19 protein-coding genes are annotated in these 23,974 nt (G+C 60.7%); 4 read left to right on the forward strand and 15 right to left on the reverse strand.

What is annotated here, in order from left to right; all coding sequences use genetic code 11:
- Position 1: 1 nt before the first annotated feature.
- Positions 2–2,977: an FAD-binding and (Fe-S)-binding domain-containing protein gene (locus C266_RS04935; protein WP_051126143.1), complete on the forward strand. Its 2,976-nt coding sequence runs from the start codon at positions 2–4 to the stop codon at positions 2,975–2,977.
- A gap of 141 nt (positions 2,978–3,118) precedes the next feature.
- Here the strand turns inward: C266_RS04935 and C266_RS04940 are convergent, their stop codons facing one another.
- From C266_RS04940 to C266_RS04955, 4 genes are all read right to left on the reverse strand, one after another.
- The gene (locus tag C266_RS04940; protein WP_010806142.1) at positions 3,119–4,552 is read right to left on the reverse strand and encodes an NAD-dependent succinate-semialdehyde dehydrogenase; all 1,434 of its coding nucleotides are present in this window, start codon (positions 4,550–4,552) and stop codon (positions 3,119–3,121) included.
- 111 nt (positions 4,553–4,663) lie between these two features.
- A complete protein-coding gene (locus C266_RS04945; protein ID WP_010806143.1) occupies positions 4,664–5,992 on the reverse strand; it encodes an FAD-binding oxidoreductase in 1,329 nt (442 codons plus the stop codon).
- Between the two features lie 127 nt (positions 5,993–6,119).
- The gene (locus tag C266_RS04950) at positions 6,120–6,500 is read right to left on the reverse strand and encodes a cupin domain-containing protein (protein ID WP_010806144.1); all 381 of its coding nucleotides are present in this window, start codon (positions 6,498–6,500) and stop codon (positions 6,120–6,122) included.
- Positions 6,501–6,525: 25 nt separating this feature from the next.
- A complete protein-coding gene (locus C266_RS04955; RefSeq protein ID WP_246189785.1) occupies positions 6,526–7,743 on the reverse strand; it encodes an MFS transporter in 1,218 nt (405 codons plus the stop codon).
- Between the two features lie 359 nt (positions 7,744–8,102).
- Between C266_RS04955 and C266_RS26035 the strand changes: the two genes are divergently transcribed.
- The gene (locus tag C266_RS26035; protein ID WP_081636161.1) at positions 8,103–9,017 is read left to right on the forward strand and encodes a LysR substrate-binding domain-containing protein; all 915 of its coding nucleotides are present in this window, start codon (positions 8,103–8,105) and stop codon (positions 9,015–9,017) included.
- A gap of 73 nt (positions 9,018–9,090) precedes the next feature.
- Here C266_RS26035 and C266_RS04965 read toward each other — a convergent pair whose 3' ends face one another.
- The 5 genes from C266_RS04965 to C266_RS04985 form a co-directional block, all read right to left on the reverse strand.
- Complete coding sequence (locus C266_RS04965) at positions 9,091–10,080, reverse strand: lysozyme inhibitor LprI family protein (protein WP_036661595.1); 990 nt, start codon at positions 10,078–10,080, stop codon at positions 9,091–9,093.
- 310 nt (positions 10,081–10,390) lie between these two features.
- Positions 10,391–11,023: a GntR family transcriptional regulator gene (locus C266_RS04970; protein ID WP_246189786.1), complete on the reverse strand. Its 633-nt coding sequence runs from the start codon at positions 11,021–11,023 to the stop codon at positions 10,391–10,393.
- A gap of 212 nt (positions 11,024–11,235) precedes the next feature.
- A complete protein-coding gene (locus tag C266_RS04975; RefSeq protein WP_036661598.1) occupies positions 11,236–12,201 on the reverse strand; it encodes an alpha/beta hydrolase in 966 nt (321 codons plus the stop codon).
- Entirely contained in the window at positions 12,195–12,473 is a 279-nt protein-coding gene (locus tag C266_RS04980) for a 2Fe-2S iron-sulfur cluster-binding protein (protein WP_036661665.1), read from the reverse strand. Before C266_RS04980 ends, C266_RS04975 begins: the two co-directional genes overlap by 7 nt.
- 355 nt (positions 12,474–12,828) lie before the next feature.
- Positions 12,829–13,140: a 2Fe-2S iron-sulfur cluster-binding protein gene (locus C266_RS04985; protein WP_010806151.1), complete on the reverse strand. Its 312-nt coding sequence runs from the start codon at positions 13,138–13,140 to the stop codon at positions 12,829–12,831.
- 235 nt (positions 13,141–13,375) lie between these two features.
- Between C266_RS04985 and C266_RS04990 the strand changes: the two genes are divergently transcribed.
- Positions 13,376–14,305, forward strand: coding sequence for an ornithine cyclodeaminase family protein (locus C266_RS04990; RefSeq protein ID WP_010806152.1), 930 nt, complete (start codon positions 13,376–13,378; stop codon positions 14,303–14,305).
- A 97-nt stretch (positions 14,306–14,402) separates the two neighbouring features.
- On the opposite strand, the gene C266_RS04995 is transcribed toward C266_RS04990, so the two are convergent.
- From C266_RS04995 to C266_RS05020, 6 genes are all read right to left on the reverse strand, one after another.
- Positions 14,403–15,434, reverse strand: coding sequence for a 2Fe-2S iron-sulfur cluster-binding protein (locus C266_RS04995; protein ID WP_036661600.1), 1,032 nt, complete (start codon positions 15,432–15,434; stop codon positions 14,403–14,405).
- A gap of 18 nt (positions 15,435–15,452) precedes the next feature.
- Positions 15,453–15,932 carry a heme-binding protein gene (locus C266_RS05000; protein WP_010806154.1) on the reverse strand — a complete coding sequence of 160 codons (480 nt, stop codon included), beginning with the start codon at positions 15,930–15,932 and terminating at the stop codon, positions 15,453–15,455.
- A gap of 31 nt (positions 15,933–15,963) precedes the next feature.
- Entirely contained in the window at positions 15,964–17,418 is a 1,455-nt protein-coding gene (locus C266_RS05005; RefSeq protein ID WP_010806155.1) for an aldehyde dehydrogenase family protein, read from the reverse strand.
- Between the two features lie 102 nt (positions 17,419–17,520).
- A complete protein-coding gene (locus C266_RS05010; protein ID WP_010806156.1) occupies positions 17,521–18,252 on the reverse strand; it encodes a TenA family transcriptional regulator in 732 nt (243 codons plus the stop codon).
- A 151-nt stretch (positions 18,253–18,403) separates the two neighbouring features.
- Entirely contained in the window at positions 18,404–19,723 is a 1,320-nt protein-coding gene (locus tag C266_RS05015; RefSeq protein WP_010806157.1) for an MFS transporter, read from the reverse strand.
- Positions 19,724–19,779: 56 nt separating this feature from the next.
- A complete protein-coding gene (locus tag C266_RS05020) occupies positions 19,780–21,288 on the reverse strand; it encodes an amidase (RefSeq protein ID WP_010806158.1) in 1,509 nt (502 codons plus the stop codon).
- A gap of 283 nt (positions 21,289–21,571) precedes the next feature.
- On the opposite strand from C266_RS05020, the gene C266_RS05025 reads away from it, so the two are divergent.
- Complete coding sequence (locus tag C266_RS05025; RefSeq protein WP_010806159.1) at positions 21,572–23,908, forward strand: hypothetical protein; 2,337 nt, start codon at positions 21,572–21,574, stop codon at positions 23,906–23,908.
- Positions 23,909–23,974: the final 66 nt, after the last annotated feature.

Consider the following 23,974-nt stretch of genomic DNA (forward strand, 5'->3'; position numbering starts at 1 on the left):
CGTGAAAGAAGCCACTCCTTTTCAAGCAAGCAAGCGCTTGCTTCAGACAGTTGAAGCCGAGCTTCGGACGGCGATTCGAGGCGAAGTCCGTTTCGATGCCGGGTCAAAGGCCGCCTACGCGTCTGACGCATCGAACTATCGCCAGATTCCTCTTGGCGTTGTCGTTCCCGCAGATGTCGATGACCTCGCAGCGGCACTGGATGTGTGTCGCAGAATGGATGTTCCATTTCTGACACGCGGCGGCGGCACGTCGCAGAACGGGCAGTGCGTGAATGTGGCGGTCGTGGCGGACGCAAGCAAGTACGTGAACCGGGTCGTCTCAGTCGACCCCGAGAGTCGATCGGCAATCGTTGAGCCTGGCGTCGTCTGCGACACCCTGCGCGACGCGGCAGAGGCACACGGCCTCACGTTCGCGCCGGATCCGGCGACCCACAGTCGCTGCACGCTTGGCGGAATGATTGCGAACAACTCGTGCGGCGCGCATAGCGTAATGGCGGGCAAGACGGTCGAGAACGTCGAGGCGCTCGAAATTGCCACTTACGATGGCGCGCGGTTCTGGGTTGGGCCTACGACCGAAGCCCAACTCGAGGACATCATCTTGCAAGGTGGACGGCGCGGCGATATCTACCGCAAGCTTCGCGATCTTCGAGACCGGTACGCGAAGCGCATTCGCGCCGAGTTCCCGCAGATAAAGCGACGAGTGTCGGGCTTCAATCTCGACCAGCTTCTGCCTGAGAATGGGTTCAATGTCGCGCGCGCGCTGGTTGGCACGGAGGGAACTTGCGCGGTCACGCTTCGGGCGAAAGTTCGTCTCGTGCATAGCCCGTCATGTCGTGTACTGCTCGTTCTCGGGTTCCACGATATCTATACGGCGGCCGACGCCGTGGTTCATTTCAATCGCTTCTCCCCGATAGCCATCGAAGGGCTCGACCGGGCTATCATCCGCGGACTGCAGGCGCGCTCGCTGAAGACCGACGAAATAGCGTTGTTGCCGCCAGGGGATGCATGGGTTGTGCTGGAGTTCGGCGCAGACACGTTGCCCGATGCCGTCAGGCAGGCCAACGACGCCCACGCGTACTTTTCGGCCGGCCGGGGTGGCCCCGGCGTCACCGGGTTCGTCGTCGAGGAAAGGGCGAAGCAACAGAAGATTTGGTCGATCCGGGAGACCGGCGCTTCTGCTGTGGCATTGTCGATCGACCCGTCGACGCCAGATCCGATGATCGGTTGGGAAGATGCGGCGGTCGACCCGTTGCGACTTGGCGATTATCTTCGGCAGTTTCAGGCGCTTGTCGACCGCTATGGCTACGAAACCTCTCTCTACGGCCACTTCGGCGACGGCTGTGTTCATGCGCGCATTAGCTTCGACGTGCGCTCCGCGCAAGGCGTGTTGACGTGGCGAAGTTTCCTGCGGGAGGCAGCGCAGCTCGTTGTCGACTTTGGAGGCTCATTATCCGGCGAGCATGGCGATGGTCAGGCAAAAGCCGAATTTCTGCCCATTATGTACGGCCCGGAAATCATGCGGGCGATGGAGGAATTCAAAGCTATCTGGGATCCGGCAAACCGGTTGAATCCGGGTAAGGTCGTGAACGCCTATCGTGCCGACGAGAATCTGCGGATGGGGCCGTCTTACAAGCCAGTCACTTTGACGACCAAACTGAACTTCACCAGCCCGGAAGGAGACGGCCTTCAACGCGCAGTCGAGCGGTGCATCGGGATGGGAAAATGCCGGTCGCTCGATAGCGGCACGATGTGCCCCAGCTTCCGCGCCACGAGAGAGGAGATGTACTCCACACGTGGTCGCGCGCATCTGCTCTGGGAAATGCTCCAGGGCGAAGTCATTACGGACGGATGGAACAGCCGGGAAGTGAAGGAAGCGCTCGACGGCTGTCTTGCCTGCAAGGGATGCCGGTCGGAATGTCCGACGCATACGGACATGGCGTCATACAAGGCGGAGTTCCTTTCACACTACTACGAAAACCATCGGCGTCCGAGGCAGGCGATGGTCATGGGGAGAATCGGGCAATGGGCGCCCCTGGCAAGTCGTCTTCCGCGATTGACGAACTTCCTGATTTCAAGTCCCCCCTTTGCTCGTATCGGCAAATGGTTTGCCGGCGTCGCGCCCCAGCGCAATCTGCCTGCATTTGCACCACGTACGTTCAGGGCGCTGGCGAGCCGTCGAGGCGCGGCGAGAGGCCGCAACGTTTCGAACCCGTCCAAGCGGGTCATTTTATGGATCGATACGTTCAACGATCACTTTTCTCCGGAGATCGCTACGGCCGCACACGATGTCTTGACCCGGATCGGCTATGAAGTGGTAGTACCACGCAAGCGGTTGTGCTGCGGCCGTCCGCTTTACGACTACGGACTTCTGGACGCGGCGAAGTCACTGCTGCGCAGCGCCGTCGATGAACTGGCAAGCGATGTCCGGGCAGGTGTGCCCGTCATCGGGCTGGAGCCCGGCTGCCTGTCCGTCTTTAAGGACGAATTGCTCAAGCAATTGCCCGATGACACGATGGCAAAGATGCTATCGGAGCAGACATTCCTTTTCTCGGATTTTGTGGCCCGCGCAGACTTCGACTGGCCGAAGCTCGACGCTAAAGTGGTCGTGCATGGGCACTGCCACCAAACGTCACTGTTCGGCATGAAAGGAGACACAACGTTGCTGGACAAGCTCGGCGTGACGTGGGAACTGCTCGACACGGGATGCTGCGGAATGGCGGGATCGTTCGGATTTAGTGCGAAACACTATGATCTATCGATGAAAATCGCTGAAAGCAAGCTGCTTCCCTTGGTGCGCAACGCGCCGGCAGACACCGTCATTCTGACCAACGGATTCAGTTGTCGCGAGCAGATAGCACACGGCACAGGAAAAACGCCAATGCACGTCGCCCAACTCGCAGCTAAAGCCCTGGCGACAACGACACCCGTTGCGCCAACGGTGGGCTCGCCTGCGAGCGAGTTGACGCGAGCATCGTAAGACGGCACATCACCGTAAATCTCTCAGACGCGCCAGAGGACCTTCGTGTCCTTCTGGCGTCGTCGATACCACCGGGTAGCCCATCGATTTTTCAATGTGACGGCATGCTTTGCCCGCTCCGCACGGTGTAAGCCATCAGCGTCACCATTTGACCGTAACCGCCTTCGAAACCAGATACGGCTCTAACGCTTCCGAGCCGCCTTCGGAGCCGTAGCCCGAATCCATTACGCCCCCGAACGGCATCTCCGGCCAAGGCGTCGCGGCTTGATTGATCCACAGCATGCCGACGTTCAGATCCTTGGAGATTTTCTGAATATCTTTCAAGCGCTGAGCGAAGGCGTATCCCGCCAAACCAAAAGGCAATCGGTTGGCTTCGGCGATTGCCTCGTCCAATGTCTCGAAACCTCGGACGGCTGCAATAGGGCCAAACGGTTCATCATTCAGCACCGATGCCGCCAACGGAACGTCGGCAAGCACCGTCGGCGCGAAAAAATTCCCGCGCGTCCCGACTTGATAGCCGCCGGTTGCGACGGTCGCGCCAACGCGACGAGCGTCGTCAACGATGGCTTTCATAGCAGATAACCGCCGTTCGTTCGCCAAGGGGCCTAGCGACGTCCCCTCGGAAAGACCGTCGCCAAGCTGCAACTGATCGGCGTATCGAACGAGCGCCGCCGTGAAATCGCTGCGCAAACTGTTATGCACCAGAAACCGCGTCGGCGAAATACATACTTGGCCGGCGTTGCGAAACTTCGACGCGCCCAGAACCCGCACCGCCTCATCGACGTCTGCGTCCGCAGCAATGATAACGGGCGCATGACCGCCTAGCTCCATTGTCGCGCGCTTCATATGCCGGCCAGCGAGGCCGGCCAGATGTTTGCCGACTTCGGTGGAGCCGGTGAATGTGATCTTGCGAATGATTGGGTGGGAAATCAGAAACTGCGACACTTCGCCCGGATCGCCGAATACCAGCCCGATGGCGCCATCGGGCACTCCGGCGTCAGCGAATGCGCCGATGAGTGCTGCCGCAGACGCCGGTGTTTCCTCGGGAGCCTTCACGATGAACGAACAGCCGGTCGTCAGCGCGGCGGACAGCTTTCTGGTGATCTGATTGACCGGGAAATTCCAAGGGGTAAATGCCGCGACGGGGCCAACCGGTTCTTTCTGGACAGTTTGCTGAACGTTTGCACTTCGCGGCGGGACGATCCTTCCATAAATCCGCAATCCCTCATCCGCAAACCATTCGATGATGTCGGATGCGAAAGAAATCTCGACACGGGCCTCTCCGATCGGCTTACCTTGCTCTTGCGTTAGCAATCGGGCAATGTCGTCGCGACGCTCCCTCAAGAGCGCTGCCGCACGTCGCATAATCTTCGCACGCTCGATGGCGGGAACGTTGCGCCATTCGGCGAAACCTCTGGCGGCGGCAGAGACCGCCCGCTCGAGATCGTCTTTCGTCGCCCGTGCGACAAAGCCGATCGTCTCGCCTGTCGAAGGGCTTGTCACGGCGATCGTCGCACCGTCAAGTGCATCACACCATTGACCGTCGATGAATAATTTCGTATCGATGTAGCTCATGTCACACCCCTGTATTTACGCTGTCTCACAACGGCGGGCACCGCGTGCACGCGAGCATCCGTTTGTTAATAAGGAGGACGCGTGTCTCGTCCATAGATGGTTTCAGGGAAATCACATTCCGCTGGGCCCGCCAAGTGCGGTGCCATCAAAAAAGCGTGAGTACCGGAATGCATATGGATCGACGATGGGCGTGTCGTTCGCGACAAGATCTGCCGTCAGTCGCCCTGCCCCGAGTCCCAGCCCGAATCCGTGGCCGCTGTATCCAGTGGAAAGAAACAGCCCCGGAATTTTCGAAACGCTGGAGATGACGGGAATGGCGTCGGGCGTACTATCGATCACGCCTCCCCATGCGTTGGCGATACGCACGCCTTTGACGGCTGGGTAAGCGTCGATCAAGGAGGCGAGCGCGGCGCTAATCAGTGTCGTATCGGGGCCGGGATCCAGAATGCGCATGCTTTCGAACGGCGACGCTCTGTCGAGGGACCAACGGCCAAACGCGCCTGGCCCGCGAAAAAAAGCCGACCCGATGCGAACCTTGAGCCCTTTTCGACGGCGCAGGTAAGTGGGCAGAAACTGTCGCGCGTACAAGAGCCCGCGAGGCGCCAGATCGAGCGTTCCCCGGCCCGATAAGGCCAGCGTGTATCCGCCGTCGGATCTCGGCCGCAAGCAGAATGTGGAGGTCGCAATTGGGCAGTCAACCATTCTGGTTTCGGATGTCACTCGCATCGCCGTCGCGTTCACGGATGCCTGCGGGAGTCGCAGTCCCAGCGAAGCGCAAAACATGGAAGACCATGCCCCGCCTGCGACGACCACGGCGCCGGTCTTGATAACACCTCGCTCGGTCACTACCGCTGAGACCCTTCCGGCAGATTTCTCCATGCCGCGGGCTGCACACTCCTGATGGAACGAGACGCCCAGGTCGCGCGCGGCTTTCGCAATGGCAAGCGGCGCCATCGACGGCTCGGCCATGCCATCTTCCTTGCAATAGATGGCACCCCGCCAGGACTGGTTGGTGCTGGAGAGCGCGGCCTTGGTTTGGGCGGGTGTGAGCAGGTCAGCGTGGACACCTCGGTCTTTCGCGCCATCCACCCAATGTTGATACTCACTCAACGACTTTTCGTCGGATGCGGCAAATAGCAGCCCCGTTCGACGGAACCCGGTGTCATGCCCTGTAGTTGCCGCAAAGCCCTCCCAAAGGTCTTTGCTTGCTCTCATCAACGGCAATTCCCGAAAGTCGCGATTCAATTGCCGCACCCACCCCCAGTTTCGGCTCGATTGCTCCGCGCCGACGAGTCCCTTCTCCACCACTGCGACTTTGAGCCCCTTTCTCGCCAACTCAAGGGCCGTAGAAAGGCCGACAATACCTGCGCCGATGACGACGACATCGGACGATTGAGGAAGGGTTGGGTCGGATGGAAAACTACCGATAAGTGACGTCATTCTCTATTCACGACAAAAACATCGAAATGATGTGTCGATCCTGTTGTTCGTTGAGTGGATTTGCCACGCGTGTTGAAAACCTGCCTCGCCCTCTTCCGAAGACATCGTGCGATTAACGCACCGAGGCTTAGCGAGCGGCGCGGGGAAGAAGAACGTACATCTTTCGAACGGCTTCCAACACGCTAAGCGTGCCGACAAATCCTGCGGGGATAACGCCTGTATCTCCGGCAGTGAACTCTTGGCGTGGCGCGTTCTCGCCTTCAAGCGAGAAGGTGCCCTTCAAGACGTGAAAAACTTCGCTGCGATCCAATGGATATGCGAATTTCCAGGCACCGAACTCCGCTTCCCAGAACCCGACGCCGGCGGATCCAGCCTGGAAGTCGATCACAGGGGTGCTTGCTCGCCTGGGCGTTCCATTGATGCGCATGTCGTCGGCAGGATAGCTAACCGTCGCCGGCATTCGTGCGGTCTCGATCTTGAGAAGTCTGTCCAAACTGATTGGTTTCATATTGTCTCGAGGATAAACAGTGGATTTAGTCGATTTTCAAGCGCTTCGCCGCAAGCAGGGCGAAGCCGCTTATGAGCGCGATGGCACATAGATACGCCGCCGGCATCATGGGGTTTTCGGTCTTGCTGATTAGCAGGTTGACAATCAGCGGTGTGATGCCGCCGAATAGCGTCTGCGACGCGACGTAACTTATCGAAACGCCTGTGGTTCTGCGAGAGACGGGGAAAAGCTGACTAAGCACAGAACCGGCTGGCGCGTAGTAGAAGCTATAGAAGACAAGGCTCATCGCAGCTTGTACCAGTACCAAAGCGCCGACCGACGGGTGCGCTGTAAGCCACAGGAAAGCGGGGTAGATGCCGCACGCGCCAACCGTCAGTGCGATCGCCATGACGCGAATCGCGCCGAAGCGATCAGCCAGATGTCCACCGAGCAGGGGAAATATGGCGCTGACCATGCCCCCGCCGATTCCGCCGATGAATGCTGACGTGGCAGGCAAGTGGAGTTGAGTAATCGCATAGGTCGGCATGTAGATGTTGACGTAGCTCGCAACATTTCCACTGCAAACGATGCCTGCCCCAACGATCAAGCGCCATTTATCGCTACGAAGGGTCTCGGATAAAGGATTACGGCTCGGTGAGACCGCCTCGAATTCCGGCGATTCCTCCACGTTGCGCCGGATGTAGTATGCGACGGGCGCAATGAGCAAGCCGATCAAGAAAGGAATTCGCCAGCCCCAGCCCTCAAGGGCAACACGATCCAAGTGATTGTTCAGGACATACGCGAATAATGACGCTGCAACGATGGCGGCACCGGTGCTTGCAAACTGGAAGCTGGCAAAGAACGCCCGCTTCGTTGAATTCTGCTCGGTCAGATACGTGTTGGCACTGCCGAACTCGCCGCCTGCGGAAAAGCCCTGGATAAGCCGCGCGATGACCAGCATAACCGGGGCAGCAATCCCGATCTGTGAATAGGTCGGAAGTACTGCTGTCATGAAGGTGCCGATAGCCATGAGTATCGAGGAGAGTACCAATGCGGCTCGACGCCCTGCCCGATCAGCGTATCCGCCAATAACGATTGCCCCCAGAGGCCTTATGAGGTAAGACGACGCGAACGTCAGTAGCGTCAGCACCATCGAGACTGATGGATCCTGCATAGGGAAAAACAGTTTCGATAGCACTACAGCGAAGCTGGCATACAGGAGCAGGTCGTACCATTCGAAGAACGTGCCGATGGTTGCTGCCACGATTTCTCGCGTTTTCGACTTTGAATGCGTCGTCTCTCGTGTTTGAGTTGTGTCGAGATACATGGTCTTGTAGTAAGCAATTCAACTGGGATGCACCGCCCCGTTCTGACTACGGAGTCGATGAAGGCTTGCGCGGACAGCTTGCCTGCGAGCCGCCTTTCGAGTGCGGCCAAAGTAGCATGGCAAATTGATGGCAAATAGTTGATTTTTTACCGCAACATGTGCATCTGGCGCACATGTTGTTGTGCGCAATGGTCGAGGGACTGTAAAGTTCGCATAAATCCACTAGCGGACTTTTTTGCCGTAGTCATGTCGTCCACGACGTTTGGTCTGCCATCGCGCTCGCGCCAGGAAGCACCATGAAGGAAAACCATACAACGCTCCCCCCGATGTTGCCCCTTCGTGCCTTTGAGGCAGTCGCACGCTTAGGTGGCGTTACCGCCGCGGCGGCGGAGTTATACGTTACCCACACGGTGATATCGAAGCACTTGAAGCAGCTCGAGGAATTCCTCGGCGTCAAGCTCACCACTCGCGACGGACGCCGTATCGCACTGACACCTTCTGGTCAAGCCTATGCAATGCAAGTCATCGCCGCTTTTTCATCGGTTCGCCAGGCGACGCGAGCGCTCACAAGAGCGGAATCGGCAAACGATGTAATCGTGACCGTCAGCCCGGCTTTCGCGACTCGATGGCTGTTGCCCCGACTGGAGAAACTGAAGGCCGTTTTTCCAGAAGTCCGTATTCACGTCGATATGTCCTATGCATATCGTGATCTGGATGCCGGCGAAGCGGATGTCGCTGTTCGACACGGAAATAAGCACCTCGAAGGTCTCGTGTCCCTCGAGGTCTGCCACGACAGCATGGTGCCCGTCGCTGCGAAGGGCTCTATCGGTGCCGACATGCTTGCAAACCGTGACTTTCGTTCGCTCTCCGGAGTCACTGCCTTGCAGGAAAACTGGGAGCACGGGTGGGCGGAGTGGTGCGAGCACTTCAAGGACAACAATGCGGATGCGAGCACTCTGAACGTTCGGCAGTTTCCCGACAGCAGCTTGGTTTTTGAGGCAGTGAAGGCAGGCTTGGGCATCGGCCTGGTGAGGCAGTCCTATCTTGAGCACGCTCAAGGTGTGGTGACTTTCCCGCACCTATCTATCCCGGCGAGGGAATCGACGTGGATCGCGATGTCTCGACGGAGTTCGCGTCGAGCAACTGTTCGGATGATTTCGGAATGGCTGCAGCAGGAGTTCCGTCTTTCCGAGGCAACGAGCGCTGCGTGAGAGATTCACAGTGCCCTGGAGGCTACGCGCGCCACGCTCGACGGCGGATCCCAGATGCTGCCAGGCGGCGCCCTCATGGCATCCGGTCGATGGGTATAGCCGTATCGATGGTGTCGTGCCACCGCTGAATCGTCTTGGGCACCATCGTCTTCCACGCCGCCACGTTGGTGTAATAACGCATGCGCGTCCTGCCATTGGCATCGAAGGCGAGCAGACCGATCCACAGTTCTTCGCCTCGACTCATGACAATGGAGGCGTTAGTCGGGGCCAGTCCACGTACAAAGAAACTGTCTACCTTTGCACCGAGATGGTCCAAGTCGGGACGCTCTCCCTCGCTCATGTTGATGGTGTCGACAAGCGATTGATAGTCATTCCTCAGTAGCGCGCGCGCCGCGACGTTCTGGCGAGGGTTATCCAATACCTTAAGGGACAATAGATCCGCTTCCGGCTCGTTAGCGAGCCGCGAAGTGGTGATGTACGTCCCACTGTAGTCAACGCCCATGGCTTGCCCGCAAGCCATGGGATCACCCTCCTGCGTGACTACGACGTGATCGCTTGAGCGCTTGAAGTTAAGGCCGCACCCATTCGCCTGATAGCTCGCGCCCTCTCCCTGGACAACAACGTCTCCGTCATACCCTCCGGCGTGTCCGCCGTTGTAGCCGGCGATTTCAAAATGCAGACGCGGGAGCTGACCTGTGAAGGTCAGGGTTCCACCGACACCGGGGTAATGGCTATCCAGATGCCACGTCTGGGCCCAGCGATTGACTGACGTATCAGGGTTACCTGCGAGTGCGGCTAAACGTTCGTTATAACGTGCGCTGAGGCATGCTACATCAGCGCCGCAGGTATCGCGACGCTTTAGCCACTGCCGTTGGGACGCCATCAAGGATGGCGTGCCTGACGCGCGGGAGACGCTTTTCCAGACGACGGCGAGGTCGCTATCCAGCTTCGACAATTTGGCGTCGGCGCAGATAGCCTTCTCCGTGGCTGACGCAGCCTTGGTGCAATCAAAGCTTGCGGCGTGACTGGCGAGTGGCTCCAAGAGGCTCGCGACAACTGACATGGAGAGCACCCAGCGGCAAAAGCAACTTTTCACGGCAGTATTCCTCGTGCGTACTCATGCGTCGGTCGGTTCAATCCCGTGCTGCCGGCACGCCGTTCAATCTGCCTCACGTTGCCGGCCTTAGTACGTTCGTCTCATTGCCGGCGTCATACACCTCAGGATGGCGTGCGCCATCCTGATTCCGGTCGCCGGCAACTGTTTTGTAGTACATCATTGGGGCCGCAGACACTACTCTTAGCGCGCCCCTCAATACGGAACAGGCACAAGAAATTCAAGGTGCGTCAACCGACGACCGACGCACTGCAACGCATCAACGTGCCAGATGATCGAGATAGTACTGAGCCGCGCGGGTGACGTGACGTTCGGCGAGGAGTGCAGCGAACGCTGCGTCACCGGATTGAACTGCGCGCAGGATCGCCGCGTGCTCTTCCCATGTGAGGCGAACTTCTTCGTCGTTCGTATTGACGAAGAGCATGCGAGAGCGATCGCGCAGCGAGCGCATAAGCTCGGCAAGCATCGAGTTGGCGCCTGCGGTGTAAAGCAGATCGTGAAAACGCGCGTTGAGTTCGAGCAACCCCGCCGTCTCCCCTGCGGCGACCTTGGCGTTGCCTTCTTGCAGGACTTTTTCAATACGCTTGACCAATTCCGGCGTGCAACGCTCGGCAGCCAGACGCGCGTTAAGCCCCTCGAGCGTGGCGCGAATCTGCACCATCTCGCGGGCCGACGCCGGGTCGAACGACGCTACCACGGCGCCGTGGCGCGGGCGCACTTCTACCAACCCTTCGACGGCCAGCGCCCGCAGCGCCTCTCGCACAGGCACGCGCGATACATCCAGCTCATCGGCAATCCGGCCCTCGACGAGCCGGTCGCCCGGCTTGTACTGGCCCGACGTGATCGACTCGCGCAAGCGGGCAATCACCAGATCCGAAAGCTGCTGGTGCATGATCGGCTCGCGCCCGTTTGCCCCTGTGGCTCCCCGCACCATATTTCCAATCTCCACAAACCTTTGATGGCGCTGATCGACGCATGACGCGCCAGATCACGGCGTTTTATTCATCAGCGCATTCTAGCAGCGCACGGCATTTTGTAGACTGTACACGGCGCTTAAAGTGACACCTGTTGTGCGACATCAACTTACCCGACCGCCCCTCCCAATCAGGAATGGCGTGGCACCGACGCCATAAAGGCCAGAATCTCCCGTCCCAACCACTCTTCGCCCGAGTTGAAGTGCGCAACGATCGAGGTATGGTTATGCCCGCGCATCTGCACGAAACGGGGCGCAACGCCACGTTGTCGCAGCAAGCGCTGGAAAAACGCCGCGCCATAATCGTCGAGAAACCGGTTCTCGTATTCGGCAATCGCGATCATCGCCGGCACCGGATGGCACGCGGCGTGCGTAAGTGGGGAGCGCTCGGCATAACGTGCCTCGTCCGTGCCGAAATAGGTGCGCACCGGCCCCGCGTTCGGGTTGCGCGGATCGACGTCGGCGAACAGACGTGCACTGATCAGCACGAGCCCTGCCACGTCGCCGGACAGCTTGTCGCGCGTCTGTGTCACCACGGGGTCGAACAGGCAGCTCGCCGCGTGCGTCCCCCCCGCCGAATGGCCAATCAGGAAGATGCGGGACGGATCGATTCGCCAATGCGCGGCGTGCTGATGTACCCAGGCAATGGCCTGGGCAACGTCATGCGCACCGCCCGGCCACGGCGCTTCGTCGGCCAGACGGTACTCCACGTTGATCGCGACGAAACCCTGCCGCGCGAACCAGTGGCAGACATTGTCATAGACCTCCCCGTTGACGCTCTTGTTGCCGCGCACGAACGCGCCACCATGCACGAACAGGACAGCCTCGCGCAATTCATCCGCCCTGCCCGCCTGACCTGCATCTACCGGCTCGAAAACGTCGAGTACCTGACGCGCGTTCATGCCGTAGGCCAGATCGCGCTCGACATGGGGACTCTTCTCGGCGCTCGCCAGAAGTGGCGTGTAGCAGTCGATAACCGCTTTGCGGTGGGCGATGATGTCGTCATTCCAGCGCGGGCCGAGGGCGAGCATCTGGCGTTGCTGCTCGGGTGAGAGTGCCCCGAACGGGGCCATCGCGACACTTGAATGGCTCACCATGACACGCTCACATTGCCGTTGATAAAGGTCTGGCAAGCCATCCGATACCCGTTCTGTATTTCTTCGGGACTCAGGTGACGCCGTTCCTTCTGCTTAACCTCGTCGGTATGTTCACGGCCGGCTTCCACCCTGCAACGGCAGGTGCCGCACAATCCGCCGCCACATTTAAACGGAATCCCCCCCTTTTCACGCAAGGAAACGCGCAGCAAATTGCTGTTCGGCTGCGCCTCGACCGTCTTGCCGCCGTTGTTCAGAAATGTAATCCGGATCATTGCCGCAACCGGTGGTTCGGTATTACGGCGGCTAAGGCGTGCCTGTGCGTGCTCGTGCCCGACCAACGCCTCCAGAGAGGCAACCGCCTCGGACACACTTTCGAATGTCTCGTAGAACTTTGTCGGCACCAGATTCACGCCTTGCGGTGCCGCCTCTTCGACGATCCGCACCCTTGCCTGAGCGTCCAGTTTTGCGACGACAAACGCAGCGACATGGCGCGTGCCGTAGTAGTAGTCGTGAGTTTCTACGGGGGTAATGCCCGGGGTCGGCTCGCTGCGATACTCGCCTGGCCGGCTCGTAAGTACGATGTACATGCCCTTTCCTTATTGCGGGTAGCCTGATTTCCGATGCCGCTCAGCGCGCCGCCGGCAGATCGTCCCCCTGCTCCAGTTCAATATCGTGTTCGATCCACAACTGGCAGACCAGCCGATAACCCGCGTCAAGCCGGTCACCCAGTTGCTTCTTCTCCTTCCAGTTGGGGGCCGGCAGATGTTCCTGCCCCGCCAACACCCGGCATGCGCAATGCGCGCATTTGCCCATGCCGCACTCGTACCGCAAATGCGGGAACGGGAACTGCTTGATGCCCGCGCGAACCACCAGATTGGTGTTGGCCTTCACTTCTTCCCGGTACGTCTGCCCGCTCCTGCGAAATACGACGACTGGCATGCTTCCTCCTGTTACCTGAAACGCCCCGGCCTCAACGCAGTAAGGCTTTTGGCGAAAGTGTAGCGCATTTGTGGATACTGTATACCAAAATAAATTCAACGCGCGCATCTCTGTGCGAAATTCCCGTATTCGCGGGTTATTCCGAATGCCGAGCTTCGGGAAAATTCGAGAGAGTTTGAATTTATGTATACTGTATTCTAAGTCGCGTCTTATCCAATCCACCGGACCTCACGTCATGATCCATCTCACCGATTCACAGATTGACGAACTCATCGGCTTCAAGCAGGCAATTCCCGCACTGGAGAGTGCCTTTCGCGAACTGGCTCGCGGCACTGCCGCCGTCCAGCGTCGGATACGTACCGAGGCCGGGGGGACCAAGCTCAGCACGCTCGGCGCAGTGCTGAGCGGCGCCGACGTGGCTGGCGCAAAGATCTACACCACGATCCGCGGTCAATTCAATTTCGTCATCGTGCTGTTCCGCGCGTCCGACGGTCGGTGCCTGGCCACGCTGGATGCGAATGCGATCACGCGCTTGCGCACAGCGGCCACTACCCTGCTTGCCGTGCGAGCACTCGCTCGAGACGGTGCGCAAACAGCGACGATCTTCGGCACCGGTGTGCAAGGCAGCGCCCATGCGCACGCGCTGGCACAATTCACGGACATCAGGTCGCTTCGCATCGTGGGCATCGAAGGTGATGCAGCACTTGCCAACACACTCAACGAGGCTTATGGCGAGCGTGGCTTGACCGCGCACGCCGTCGAGGCCACTCAGGCGATCGAAGGTGCCGACGTGATCGTCACGGCAACCCGCTCGACAACCCCGCTCTTCGACGGCCGGGCCTTGACGCCGGGCACACTCGTCGCGGCCATAGGATCGAGCCTGCCGCACTCACGGGAGACCGACGATGCCACGCTTGAGCGCGCCAGTCGCATTGTGGTCGAGCTGCGCGATCAGGCGCGTGAGGAGGCTGGCGATCTGGTGCTGGCAGCGCCGGGGCTGGTGAATTGGGACAGCCTCGACGAACTGGGGGATGTTCTCGAAGGCAAAGCGCCGGGTCGCCAGAGCGACGACGAGATCATTGTCTATAAGGCGGTCGGATTCGGCTTGCAGGACGTGGCGCTCGCAGCACTGGCGTACAAGACGTTCATGGACCGCAGTATCTGACTTCGCCGGCGTGTCAGATCAATCGGATCGATCGGATTGAGAAGCGGGGCAGGCATCGCCTGCCCCTTGGCGTCTGTCTTCCCCTGCCCTTCCCCGTTCAGGCGGCAGCTTCCACCGTTGACGAATGCCCGAACGTGAAGCTGTCGACATACAAATAGCGCACACTGGCGCCATTGGCGACGAAAGCACGGCTGGCATCGGCGATCATGACCGGCGAGCCGCACAGGTAAAGCGCGTGCTCAGACAGATCGGGATGGTCCGCCAGCACGGCATCCTGCACGTATCCACGGGCTCCGGGCCACGCGGCATCCGGCCGCGAGAGTACGGGCACGTAGCGGAAATCCTCGTACTGCGCCGCGAGTCGGGTCAATTCGTCGTGCAGATAGAGAGCGTGCTGCGTGCGGCCTCCCCAGTACAAATCGATCGGCGGTGTATCACCACTGGCGAGCATCTCGGCGAGCATACTGCGCAGCGGCGCGATCCCCGTGCCTGTCGCCACCATCACGATTGGCCGGTAGTCGTCCTCGTGATAGCCGAATCCGCCCAGCGGGGCTTCCACGTCGAGCATGTCGCCTGCGCGCAGCGCACTCAGGCGCGTCTGTGTGAAGTACCCCCCATCGATCCGGCGAATATGAAGCTCAAACCGGGACGGTGCGTCCAAAGCCTCGGACTTCGACGCAATCGAGAAACTACGCGGGCCGGCATCGCCCGGAAGAATGTTGACGTACTGTCCCGGACGGAATGCCCACGGTTCATCGTCGGCGAAAGCGAGCACAAGGCGGGTGACGTCGGCACTCAGCGGTGCGGTGCTCATGACCTTGGCCTTACGACGCCGCGCCGGTGCTGGCGCGGCGAGCGTGCGCTCGGTACTGACGGCGAGATCCGAGGCCGGGTACGCCTGACATAACAGGGCGTAGCCGGCGTCCACCTCCTCCTGCGACAGCGCGGGTGGCAGTTCCTCGTACTGCACGCGGCCCTGCTGCACCTTCACCCGGCAGGTTCCGCAACCGCCGAATTCGCACTCCGATGGCAGTACTACGCCCGCTCGCCGAGCGGCTTCGAGCACCGTTTCGTCAGAAGCGGCCTCGAAGCTGCACTCGGCTTCGATCCATGTGATCCGATAGTTCACGAGCACCTCGCGTCGGGGTCAGAGCTTGATGTCGGCCTGAACCAGCACCTCGCGTCCGCTCTGACGCAGCAGGTCTTGCAACGCAGCAAGACCCGCGAGCCCGGCCTGTGTGTCCTGCTCGCCGTTGCCGCCCGACAGGCCGATGCCGCCGACCACCTGATTGTCGACCACGATGGGGAACCCCCCGACGAAGGCTGCAAAGCGCCCTTCAAAGCTCCACTGAATGCCGAAGGCCTCGTTGCCTGGCAGCGCCGGGCCGTTGGGGGGCGTGGTGAACAAATGCGTCGAGCGCTTGTGACCTGCGGCCGTGAAGGCCTTGTTCCAGGCGATCTGCGGCCCGGTGACGCGGCCACCATCCATGCGCTCCAGCGCGAGCGGAAAGCCGCCTTCGTCGACCACACAGATCGATTCGAGGACGCCGATCTCCTGCGAGCGGGCAACGGCTGCCGCAATCATGTGCCGGGCTTCGGCAAGTTCGAGTTTGAGAAATGGCTTCATGGCTAATAAGAGATGTCGTGGAAAACGCTCGTCAGACGCCGCGATAGACGGTCTTGATTTGCAGATAGAACTCGAGCCCGTCGCGTCCGGACTCGCGGAACGTGGCCGTGCTCGATTGCTTGATGCCGCCGAACGGTGCATTGACCAGATTGCCGGTGGTCGTGCGATTGATCTTGACCGTACCGGCTTCGATGTCATTCGCGAAGCGGTGCATCAGGCCGGCGTCCTGCGTGACGAGCGAGGCCGCGAGACCGTAGTCGCTGTCGTTCGCGACGGCGATGGCATCGTCGTAGCCGTCGACATCGATCACGGCAATCACCGGACCGAAAATCTCCTCCCGCGCGATACGCGCATCGCGCGGCACGTCGGCGAAGATGGCCGGCGTGACGAAATAGCCATGCGCGTACCCGTCGTGGGTGAGTTGCTGACCGCCGCAGACCAAGGTGGCTTCACGCTTGCCGATCTCGATGTAATCGAGCACGGTGCGCAGTTGTCCCGCCGTCGCGAGCGGGCCGAGATCCATGCCGGACACCAGACCGTTGCCAACCTTGAGTGTTTGCGCCTTGGCCGCGAGGCGTTCGACGAAGGCCGCGCGGATCTCGCGAGCGACCAGCACGCGGCTTGTGCCGGTGCACGCCTGCCCGGTCAGCGAAAAGCCCCCCTTGATCGTGAGGTCGACGGCGCGATCGATGTCCTTTGCGTCGAGCACGATCAACGGGTTCTTACCGCCGAGTTCCATTTGCGTGCGCGTGGAAAGCGAGGCTGCCCGATGGATCTGCTCGCCGGCAGCCGTCGATCCGGTGAACGAGATCGCCTTCACTTCGCGCGCGCCAGTCAATACCGGGCCGACCGCCGAAGCGCTTCCCGTGACAAAGTTCAACACGCCTCTGGGAATCCCGGCTTGCACAAACGCTTCGGTCAGACGCAGTCCGCTCAGCGGCGCATCCGATGCGGGCTTGAACACCACGGTGTTCCCGCAGATGAGCGCAGGCGCGATCTTGCGGGCGGGAATCGAAACGGGGAAGTTCCACGGCGAAATGACCGTCACGACACCCAGCGGTTCGCGCACGGTATACACCGTCATGCCGGCGTCGTCGTTCGGGAAGGTTTCCCCGCCATACGATTGGGCTTCGATCGCGTAATAACGAAGCGTCTGTGCGGCGCGCATGAACTCGTCTGTCGCGAGGCCCACTTGTTTGCCCTCCTCGCGTGTGAGTTCTTCACCGAAACGCTTGGCATGACTTTCCAGATAGGCGGCGGCGCTCAGCAGGAGCTTCGCACGAGCGCTCGTCGAGAGGCGTTTCCAGTCGGCGAACGCCGATGCGGCTGCACGCACAGCGGCTTGTGCGTCAGCCTCGCCCGATGCCTGGAAATGACCGACCACGTCACGGGTATCGGCTGGATTGACGTTTTCAAAGGTGGCGCCCGATCGGCTCGGGCACCACTCGCCGTCGATGTAATTCAAGAACGTTGGAACGGTTGTCATGAGTGCAGCAATCCTGCAAAGAGGCTTGAAGACCCGCGCCCCCATCGCTTCCCCCTCCTCCCGGAGGGGGCCGCGCAGGGGCACGGGGCTGCCGGGCGTCGCTCAGGCCGCGAGACCCAGCTCGGGCAGCGGGACTTCCTTTTCGACATAGTCGTAGTAGAGCGCCGTCGTATAGAGCAGACGCATTTGTGCGCCGATCTCGCAAATCTTCAGGCAACGCTGCTGCAGTTCCGGCGTATTCGCGTTCTCCAGCACGATCTGGTAGCCGCGTTCGCCGTGGATCTCATCCGACACGATGTGCAGATCGAAGAACTCGACCTCCTCGTCGGTGAACTTGTACGTGTCGCGCAACGTGGGCGTCTGTTTGCGATAGATCGACGGCACCTGCGACTCAAGGCCGACGACAAGGCCTGCAACGGCGACCACCGGGTCTTCACGCATCGCCACCGCATAACACCAGCTTTGCAAGCCGCGCGTGGTCGGCGACATGTTGTCAGGGTCGACCACACGCTCACGCGTCGTGCCGCACGCTTCGGCGAAGCGAATCAGCAGATCGGTGTGGCGGTCTCCCCCGATTTCCTCCTCGTACATGTTCGCGAGCAGAAAATCCTTCGCTTCGGTCATGTGGTCCGGCGTACGGGCGTAGAGATAGCCGAGGTAATCGGCGAACGGGCCCACGTAGTGATAGTGATTCTCAGCCCAACGAGCCAGGTGCGCGCGCGACAGCTTGCCGCTTGCCCATGCAATGCTGAACGGTGCCTTGTTCGCGCTCTTGCCCTTGATTGCCTCTTCGAGTGCTGCGCGGAAGGTCTCGCGATCCATCAGTTCTGCCATGTCTTACTCCTTGATTTCAGGTGGATAACCCGCTGCGTTCATGGACGCCGGGTCTCGATCTGCATTTTTGTACACTGTATACAGTTTTAACGAAAATGCCAATACAACAAATTCCTGAGTGCGGTGCTCCGGTGAGGCGTGAAGAAAATCATCAGTCGGCCGCGTTGCGAACGGCGTGCGACATCGGATGCTCAACGGTGGGTGCCGGGTTTGCGCTGGGTTTGACGGGGTCGATGGCGTCCAGCTCGATGCCGTTCGTCTCGGGCAACATCAAGGCTGCGACGATGACAAAACCGTACCCGACAGCGGCAACGATGGGAATCGCGAGCGTGAGTGTCGTGTGACCGCTGGCCAGCCAGCCTGCCATGAACGGGAAGACAGAACCGATGACGCGGCCTGCGTTATAGGCCACACCGTAGCCGGTCGCGCGAATCTCGTGCGGGTAAGTCTCCGAGATTGTCGCCGCCACGCCCGCGAAGGTGCCTTGCATCAGCACGCCCATGAGGAAACCCAGCACCATCATGACGGGCATGGGCGCGGGAATCAGCATGTACGCAATGCTCATGACGAACGCCCCGAGTGCGAACAGGATGTACGTCGGACGACGCCCCAGCCGGTCGGTGCTCCACGCGCCTATGGCGTAGCCGACAATCGATCCGCAGATCGTGATCGCCAGCCACAAGCCGGTGCCTGTGACAGAGAGCCCTCGCTCGGTCTTGAGCCAGGTAGGCATCCACGTCGCAATGGCATAGTAGGCGCCCAGCATGCCGCCCGAGAGCAGGCTGCACAGGAACGTGCGCGCAGCAAGACGCCCGCTGAATACGCTGCGGATCGTCTTGAGCGGGCTCGTCTGGCTTCGTTCGGCCAGCGTGCGCGTGAAAGCCTCCGGCTCCTCGAGATTGCGTCGCAGCCAGAACACCATCAACGCAGGCGCCACACCGATGAACAGGCAAACCCGCCACGCCCAGTCAGGCGGCAGCCAGCTGAAGATCACACTGTAGGCCAGTGCCGCCAGCGCCCAGCCGAACGAGTAGCTGCTGGCGGTGAAGCCCGAGAACTTGCCGCGATGCGCGGGATTACGAATCGTCTCCATCACGAGCACCATGCACAGCGACGACTCTCCGCCGAAACCCAGCCCCTGGATAATTCGCAGCACGGCCAGTTGCGTTGGCGAGTTGGCGAGACCGCAGGCGAAACACGCCAGCGCGAACAGTGCGATGGTCCAGCGAAGAATGCGCACGCGTCCGTAGCGGTCGGCCAGCAGGCCTGCCCCGATGGCGCCTACGAGCGACGCAATCAGTGTGTAGGTGACGATGCTGCCGGCAGTTGCCTTGCTCATGCTCCAGGTCGTCAACAGCACCGGGATGAGAAAGGAATAGATCATGAAGTCGTAGACGTCGACCGTATGGCCGATGAAAGTGCCGGCAAAAGCGCGCTTCTCGTTTTTCGACAGTGAGTTGAGCCAGGACATGAAGGTGTCCTCCTTAGGTTGTCGTGGTGTTGTGGGGATTGGGGATTTCCGGGGTGTCAGGCGGGAGGTACAAAGGCGTAGCCGGCGGCTTCCAGCAGTCTGGCTACATGGATCGAGCGCAGGTCGTGATACAGCGGGGCCACGATCTGAACGCCCACGGGCAGCCCGTCGACAGTGCGCCCTGCCGGGGCGACGCTCGAGGGCAAGCCGCACAGGCCGGAGTGACCGGCCCAGAAAATCTGTGTGGTGAGTGGCTGCGCCTGTCCGTTGACGTCCAGCGTGCGTTGCCACGGTGCGCCCGTCTCGTTCAACGTGAACGCCGGCGTAGCGGCCACGGGGCACAACAGCACGTCGACCTGCTCGAATAGCGCGCGCCAGGCGGCGGCAAAGCGCTCGCGCAGCGGTTGCAGCTTGAGCCAGTCGCGATGCCGCATGACGGCCCCGACATATTGGAGCGATGCATAACGCATGTCGTCCTCCGGCACCTCGGCGGCGGCGGAGACGGCGGCCGCGAAGGCGTCGTCTCCGAGATAGCCGCAGGTGGCCGCGCGCAGCATCAGTATGTAGACGCGTAGCAACTCGCCAGCGTCCAGCGACGGACGCGCATTCCACACCACGGTCGCTCCGCGTCGCTCGAGGTCTTTTCCGAGCGCCACGATGCACTGCTCCACCTGTGCATCGACTTCGGCAATCGGATGGTTGGGCAGAATGCCGAAGCGGATCTGGCTCAGATCGCTGGCGTCGCACCGAGGCAACTCGAAACGGACGGCGCAGGCAGCGTCGGCGGTCGGGCCGGCAATGGCCGAGAGCACCAACTCGAGGTCGTTAGCGCTTCGTGCGAGCGGCCCGGCAACGTTAATGTCGGGAAATGTCATTCCGCCCGGCAGCCCGTGACCGTCAAGAGGCACCAGACCGTGGGTGCTCTTGTGCGAAAAGATGCCACAGTAATGGGCGGGGTTGCGGACCGATGAACCAATATCCGAGCCCACGTCGAAGAAAGCCATGCCCGAGCAGACGGCGGCGGCACTGCCACCGGACGACCCACCCGGTGTGCGCGAGGTATCGTGCGGGTTGCGCGTCGTGCCGTAAACATCGTTGTAGCTTTGCCAGTCACGCAGCCAGATCGGCACGTTGGTTTTACCGAGCAGGACGGCCCCGGCGTCTGTCAACCGCTGAACAACGCTGGCGTGACGCACCGCGATGTTGTCCGCGAATGCCGGATCACCAACGCTGGTCGGCCAATCCTTGACGTCGAACGACTCCTTGATCGTGAACGGCACCCCGTGCAAAGGGCCTCGGACCCTGCCCGCACGCAGTTCCGCATCACGCGCCTGCGCCACCGCATAGGCCTGATCGAAATCGCTCACGACAACCGCGTTCAGTTGCGGATTGGACTGGCGCCAGACGGTCTCACACGCAGCCACGAGATCCGTCGACGTGGTTTCCCCTCGTCGCAGGGCCTCCTGAGCCGCGGAAATCGTCGCGTAATGCCAGTTGACAGCGGATGGCGTCGACCCCGAAGCTTCACCGGGAGCGCGCGCGGCGGCCGTGGAATTTGTCATCATGGAACACCCAATTCAGTATTCTGTATACCATCGATGGACAAATTTACGCTGTCAAGTCACTTGCCGATCAGGGTTTGTGCGTAAACCACAGCGGCGGCTTCCGATCCGATACCCAAGATAAAGCTTGCTTATATAGCATCGGGGGCAGGTGTGGGCGCGCAGCGCGATACCTTCGCATCCTTCAAATGGATGAGTACAACAGGCGTCGCGCGACGAGATAATCGCATAGCGTAGGCTTCGGCTGCCAAGGTGATCGCGCAGCGTACGCGACAGGAGAATATCAATGAAAACGAAACGAATCGCGGCCAATGTGGTTGGCCTCGCTGCTGTGTTCGCACTCGGCTCATCCGCTGCGCTGGCAGCCGATGTCGGCGCGGTCATGCGCAGTTTGCAGCAATTGCAGACTGTGCTTGACCAGAATGATCGTGACAATGCGAACCGCCGGGCACAGGCAGCGGCCGAGCAAGCACGGCGCGACGCCGCTGATGCCCAGAAAAAGCAGCAAGAGGACGATCAGCGTCAGCGCGCTGCGGCGGCCCGTGCGCAAGCCTCGTCCCAGGAACTCGCCGCGCTCGCGCCGCCGCCGGAATGGGCAAGCCATCTGGTCATCAATCGCAAGCTGCTCGAGCGTAACCCGGCTTCGAGCGGCGGCGAGGTGGGCATCATGTCCCGTATGTCACCTGCCGTTTCACAGGACAGTAGTCTTCTGGCGTACGTCAACACATCGAATCAGGTCGTCGTGCGGCCATTCGCAGGTGGCGCGGAGCGTGTCGTCTACACCTTGCCCAAACCGGATTCATCCGTCGTCCTCTCTTTCGCAGGGAATCAATCCCTTCTCATCACTGGCATTTCCGGCATGACCATCGGCGTCGAACTGGTCGATCTCCAGGGGCGTGTGCTGATGTCGTGGCCGAAAGGATGGTCGGTATATGCGTATGAAAACCGCATTTACGGCAGTCACCAAACTTTCTCGCCGAACGTCTGTCATCAGGTCGCACTCTACGACACCAGCGGCAAGCCGATCGCCCAGATGGATCTCAGCGGACAGGCGGCCAATCGCTGCGACCCTCGCCTGACGAAAGACGGCAAGTTCCAGGTCATCGTACAGCGTGGCAATGAGGTGTCGATTTACGTCAACAGCCAGCAGACAGCGTCGTTTTCGGGCGATGGCCGCAAGGGCAGCGAATATGCCTCAGCGGTGTACGTCGTCGTCGAAGACGGACGCTACGCGGTCTCCTGGCTAAACGGCGGCGAGCCTGAAAAGACGATGCCGTTCAGGGTCTGGGATGTGCGCGCCAACAAGTTGCTGTGCGAGTTGCCGCGCAACGACGGCTGGCTCAGCGCCGACAAACAAGGGCGTGTCAGCATCAGTACGCCGCCGGCAAGTGTCGACGTGCCGAACTGCCGGTTGCAGGCACTCAATATTCCGGGCCGGTTCTTTCGCGACGGCGATTTCGCGGCGGTAATGGACGGCAAGTCGGGGCAGTTGACGCTGCTCGATCCCGATACGCTGCAGGTCCGCAGGACAGTGACGACGAAGGTACGCGGCGACTACGTAAGCGCGCGACCCACAGCCCCGGGCAGCCAGTACGTGATCGTTGGCAACCCGGCTTACGGCGATGACCGCGATGACGATTTTGCGCAGGTGTTCGATAGCAAGACTGGCCAATTGGTGCAACAGCCGGCTGGACGGCTGCGCGGATCAACAGTGGCCTACACGCTGGCCGAGGCAGGTGAATGGAACAAGGTCAAACCGATCCGGATCACGCGCTTCGCGCAATCGAGCGCAAACGGCAAAGGCGATGCGTACGCCACGTTCCTGAAGTCGCTCCAGAAAGACAAATACGAAACGACGGCCGAGTACCGCAATCGCGTCGCGAAACTCGCGCAGCCCTTCGAGATGGAAGTTGCCGTGCGCGATTACAACGCGGACGGTAGCTATTTCTCCGGCACCTATCAGGGCGTGCCGATCGGTGTGCCGATGCCCAGCGCGCAGGCCCGGCGGCTGGACGGCATGACATCGCTGAACGTCAAGGGCCAGTTGGGCGTCGTCGACGAGGACTTTCTCGAACTTCGTAACGCATCGATTACGTTGCAAGACAGCAGTCTGGTGCAGGTACCTCAGAGCAAATTGCCCGTACGGCGGGCAGTGCGGGCAGATGCCGCGGCGACAACGCCCGGCGCGATGCTCAAGACAAGTGCTGCGGCATCCGGCGCGGCCAAGGGTGGGAGCGCATCTGCGGAATGTCGCGGCGACTTCAGCTATCTGGCACCGAACCTGCGGGCTTACACAAATAGCGATCTGGCACAGGCGCGGCAGGCGATCCTCACAACCTCCGTACCGGAGACGCTGGCGGACATGCGTCGCAAAGGCGTCACGATGGTGACCGTCAACCAACGCATTGCGGAACTCGACGACGCCGCCAATCAGGCCGCGCAGACGGCCAACCAGACCGACGGTGGCGGCAACAGCATCCAGAAGGCAAAGACGGACACGCTGCCACTGAATTGGCCATGCGAAGGCATCCACTCGTCGGCCGTGTGCGTCTATATCTTGCAACGCTGGGAGGCGCAGCTTACGAGGGAAGTCGCCGGGATGATGAGCAAATGCGGTGTTTGATGACTGAGCCGCCCAGGCGTCCCGGTCTGGACAGCCGTCGGCATCAAGGCACTTTCCGGCCTCACG

Origin of the sequence: Pandoraea sp. SD6-2, from assembly GCF_000389825.1 — a bacterium.
Taxonomy (GTDB): domain Bacteria; phylum Pseudomonadota; class Gammaproteobacteria; order Burkholderiales; family Burkholderiaceae; genus Pandoraea; species Pandoraea communis.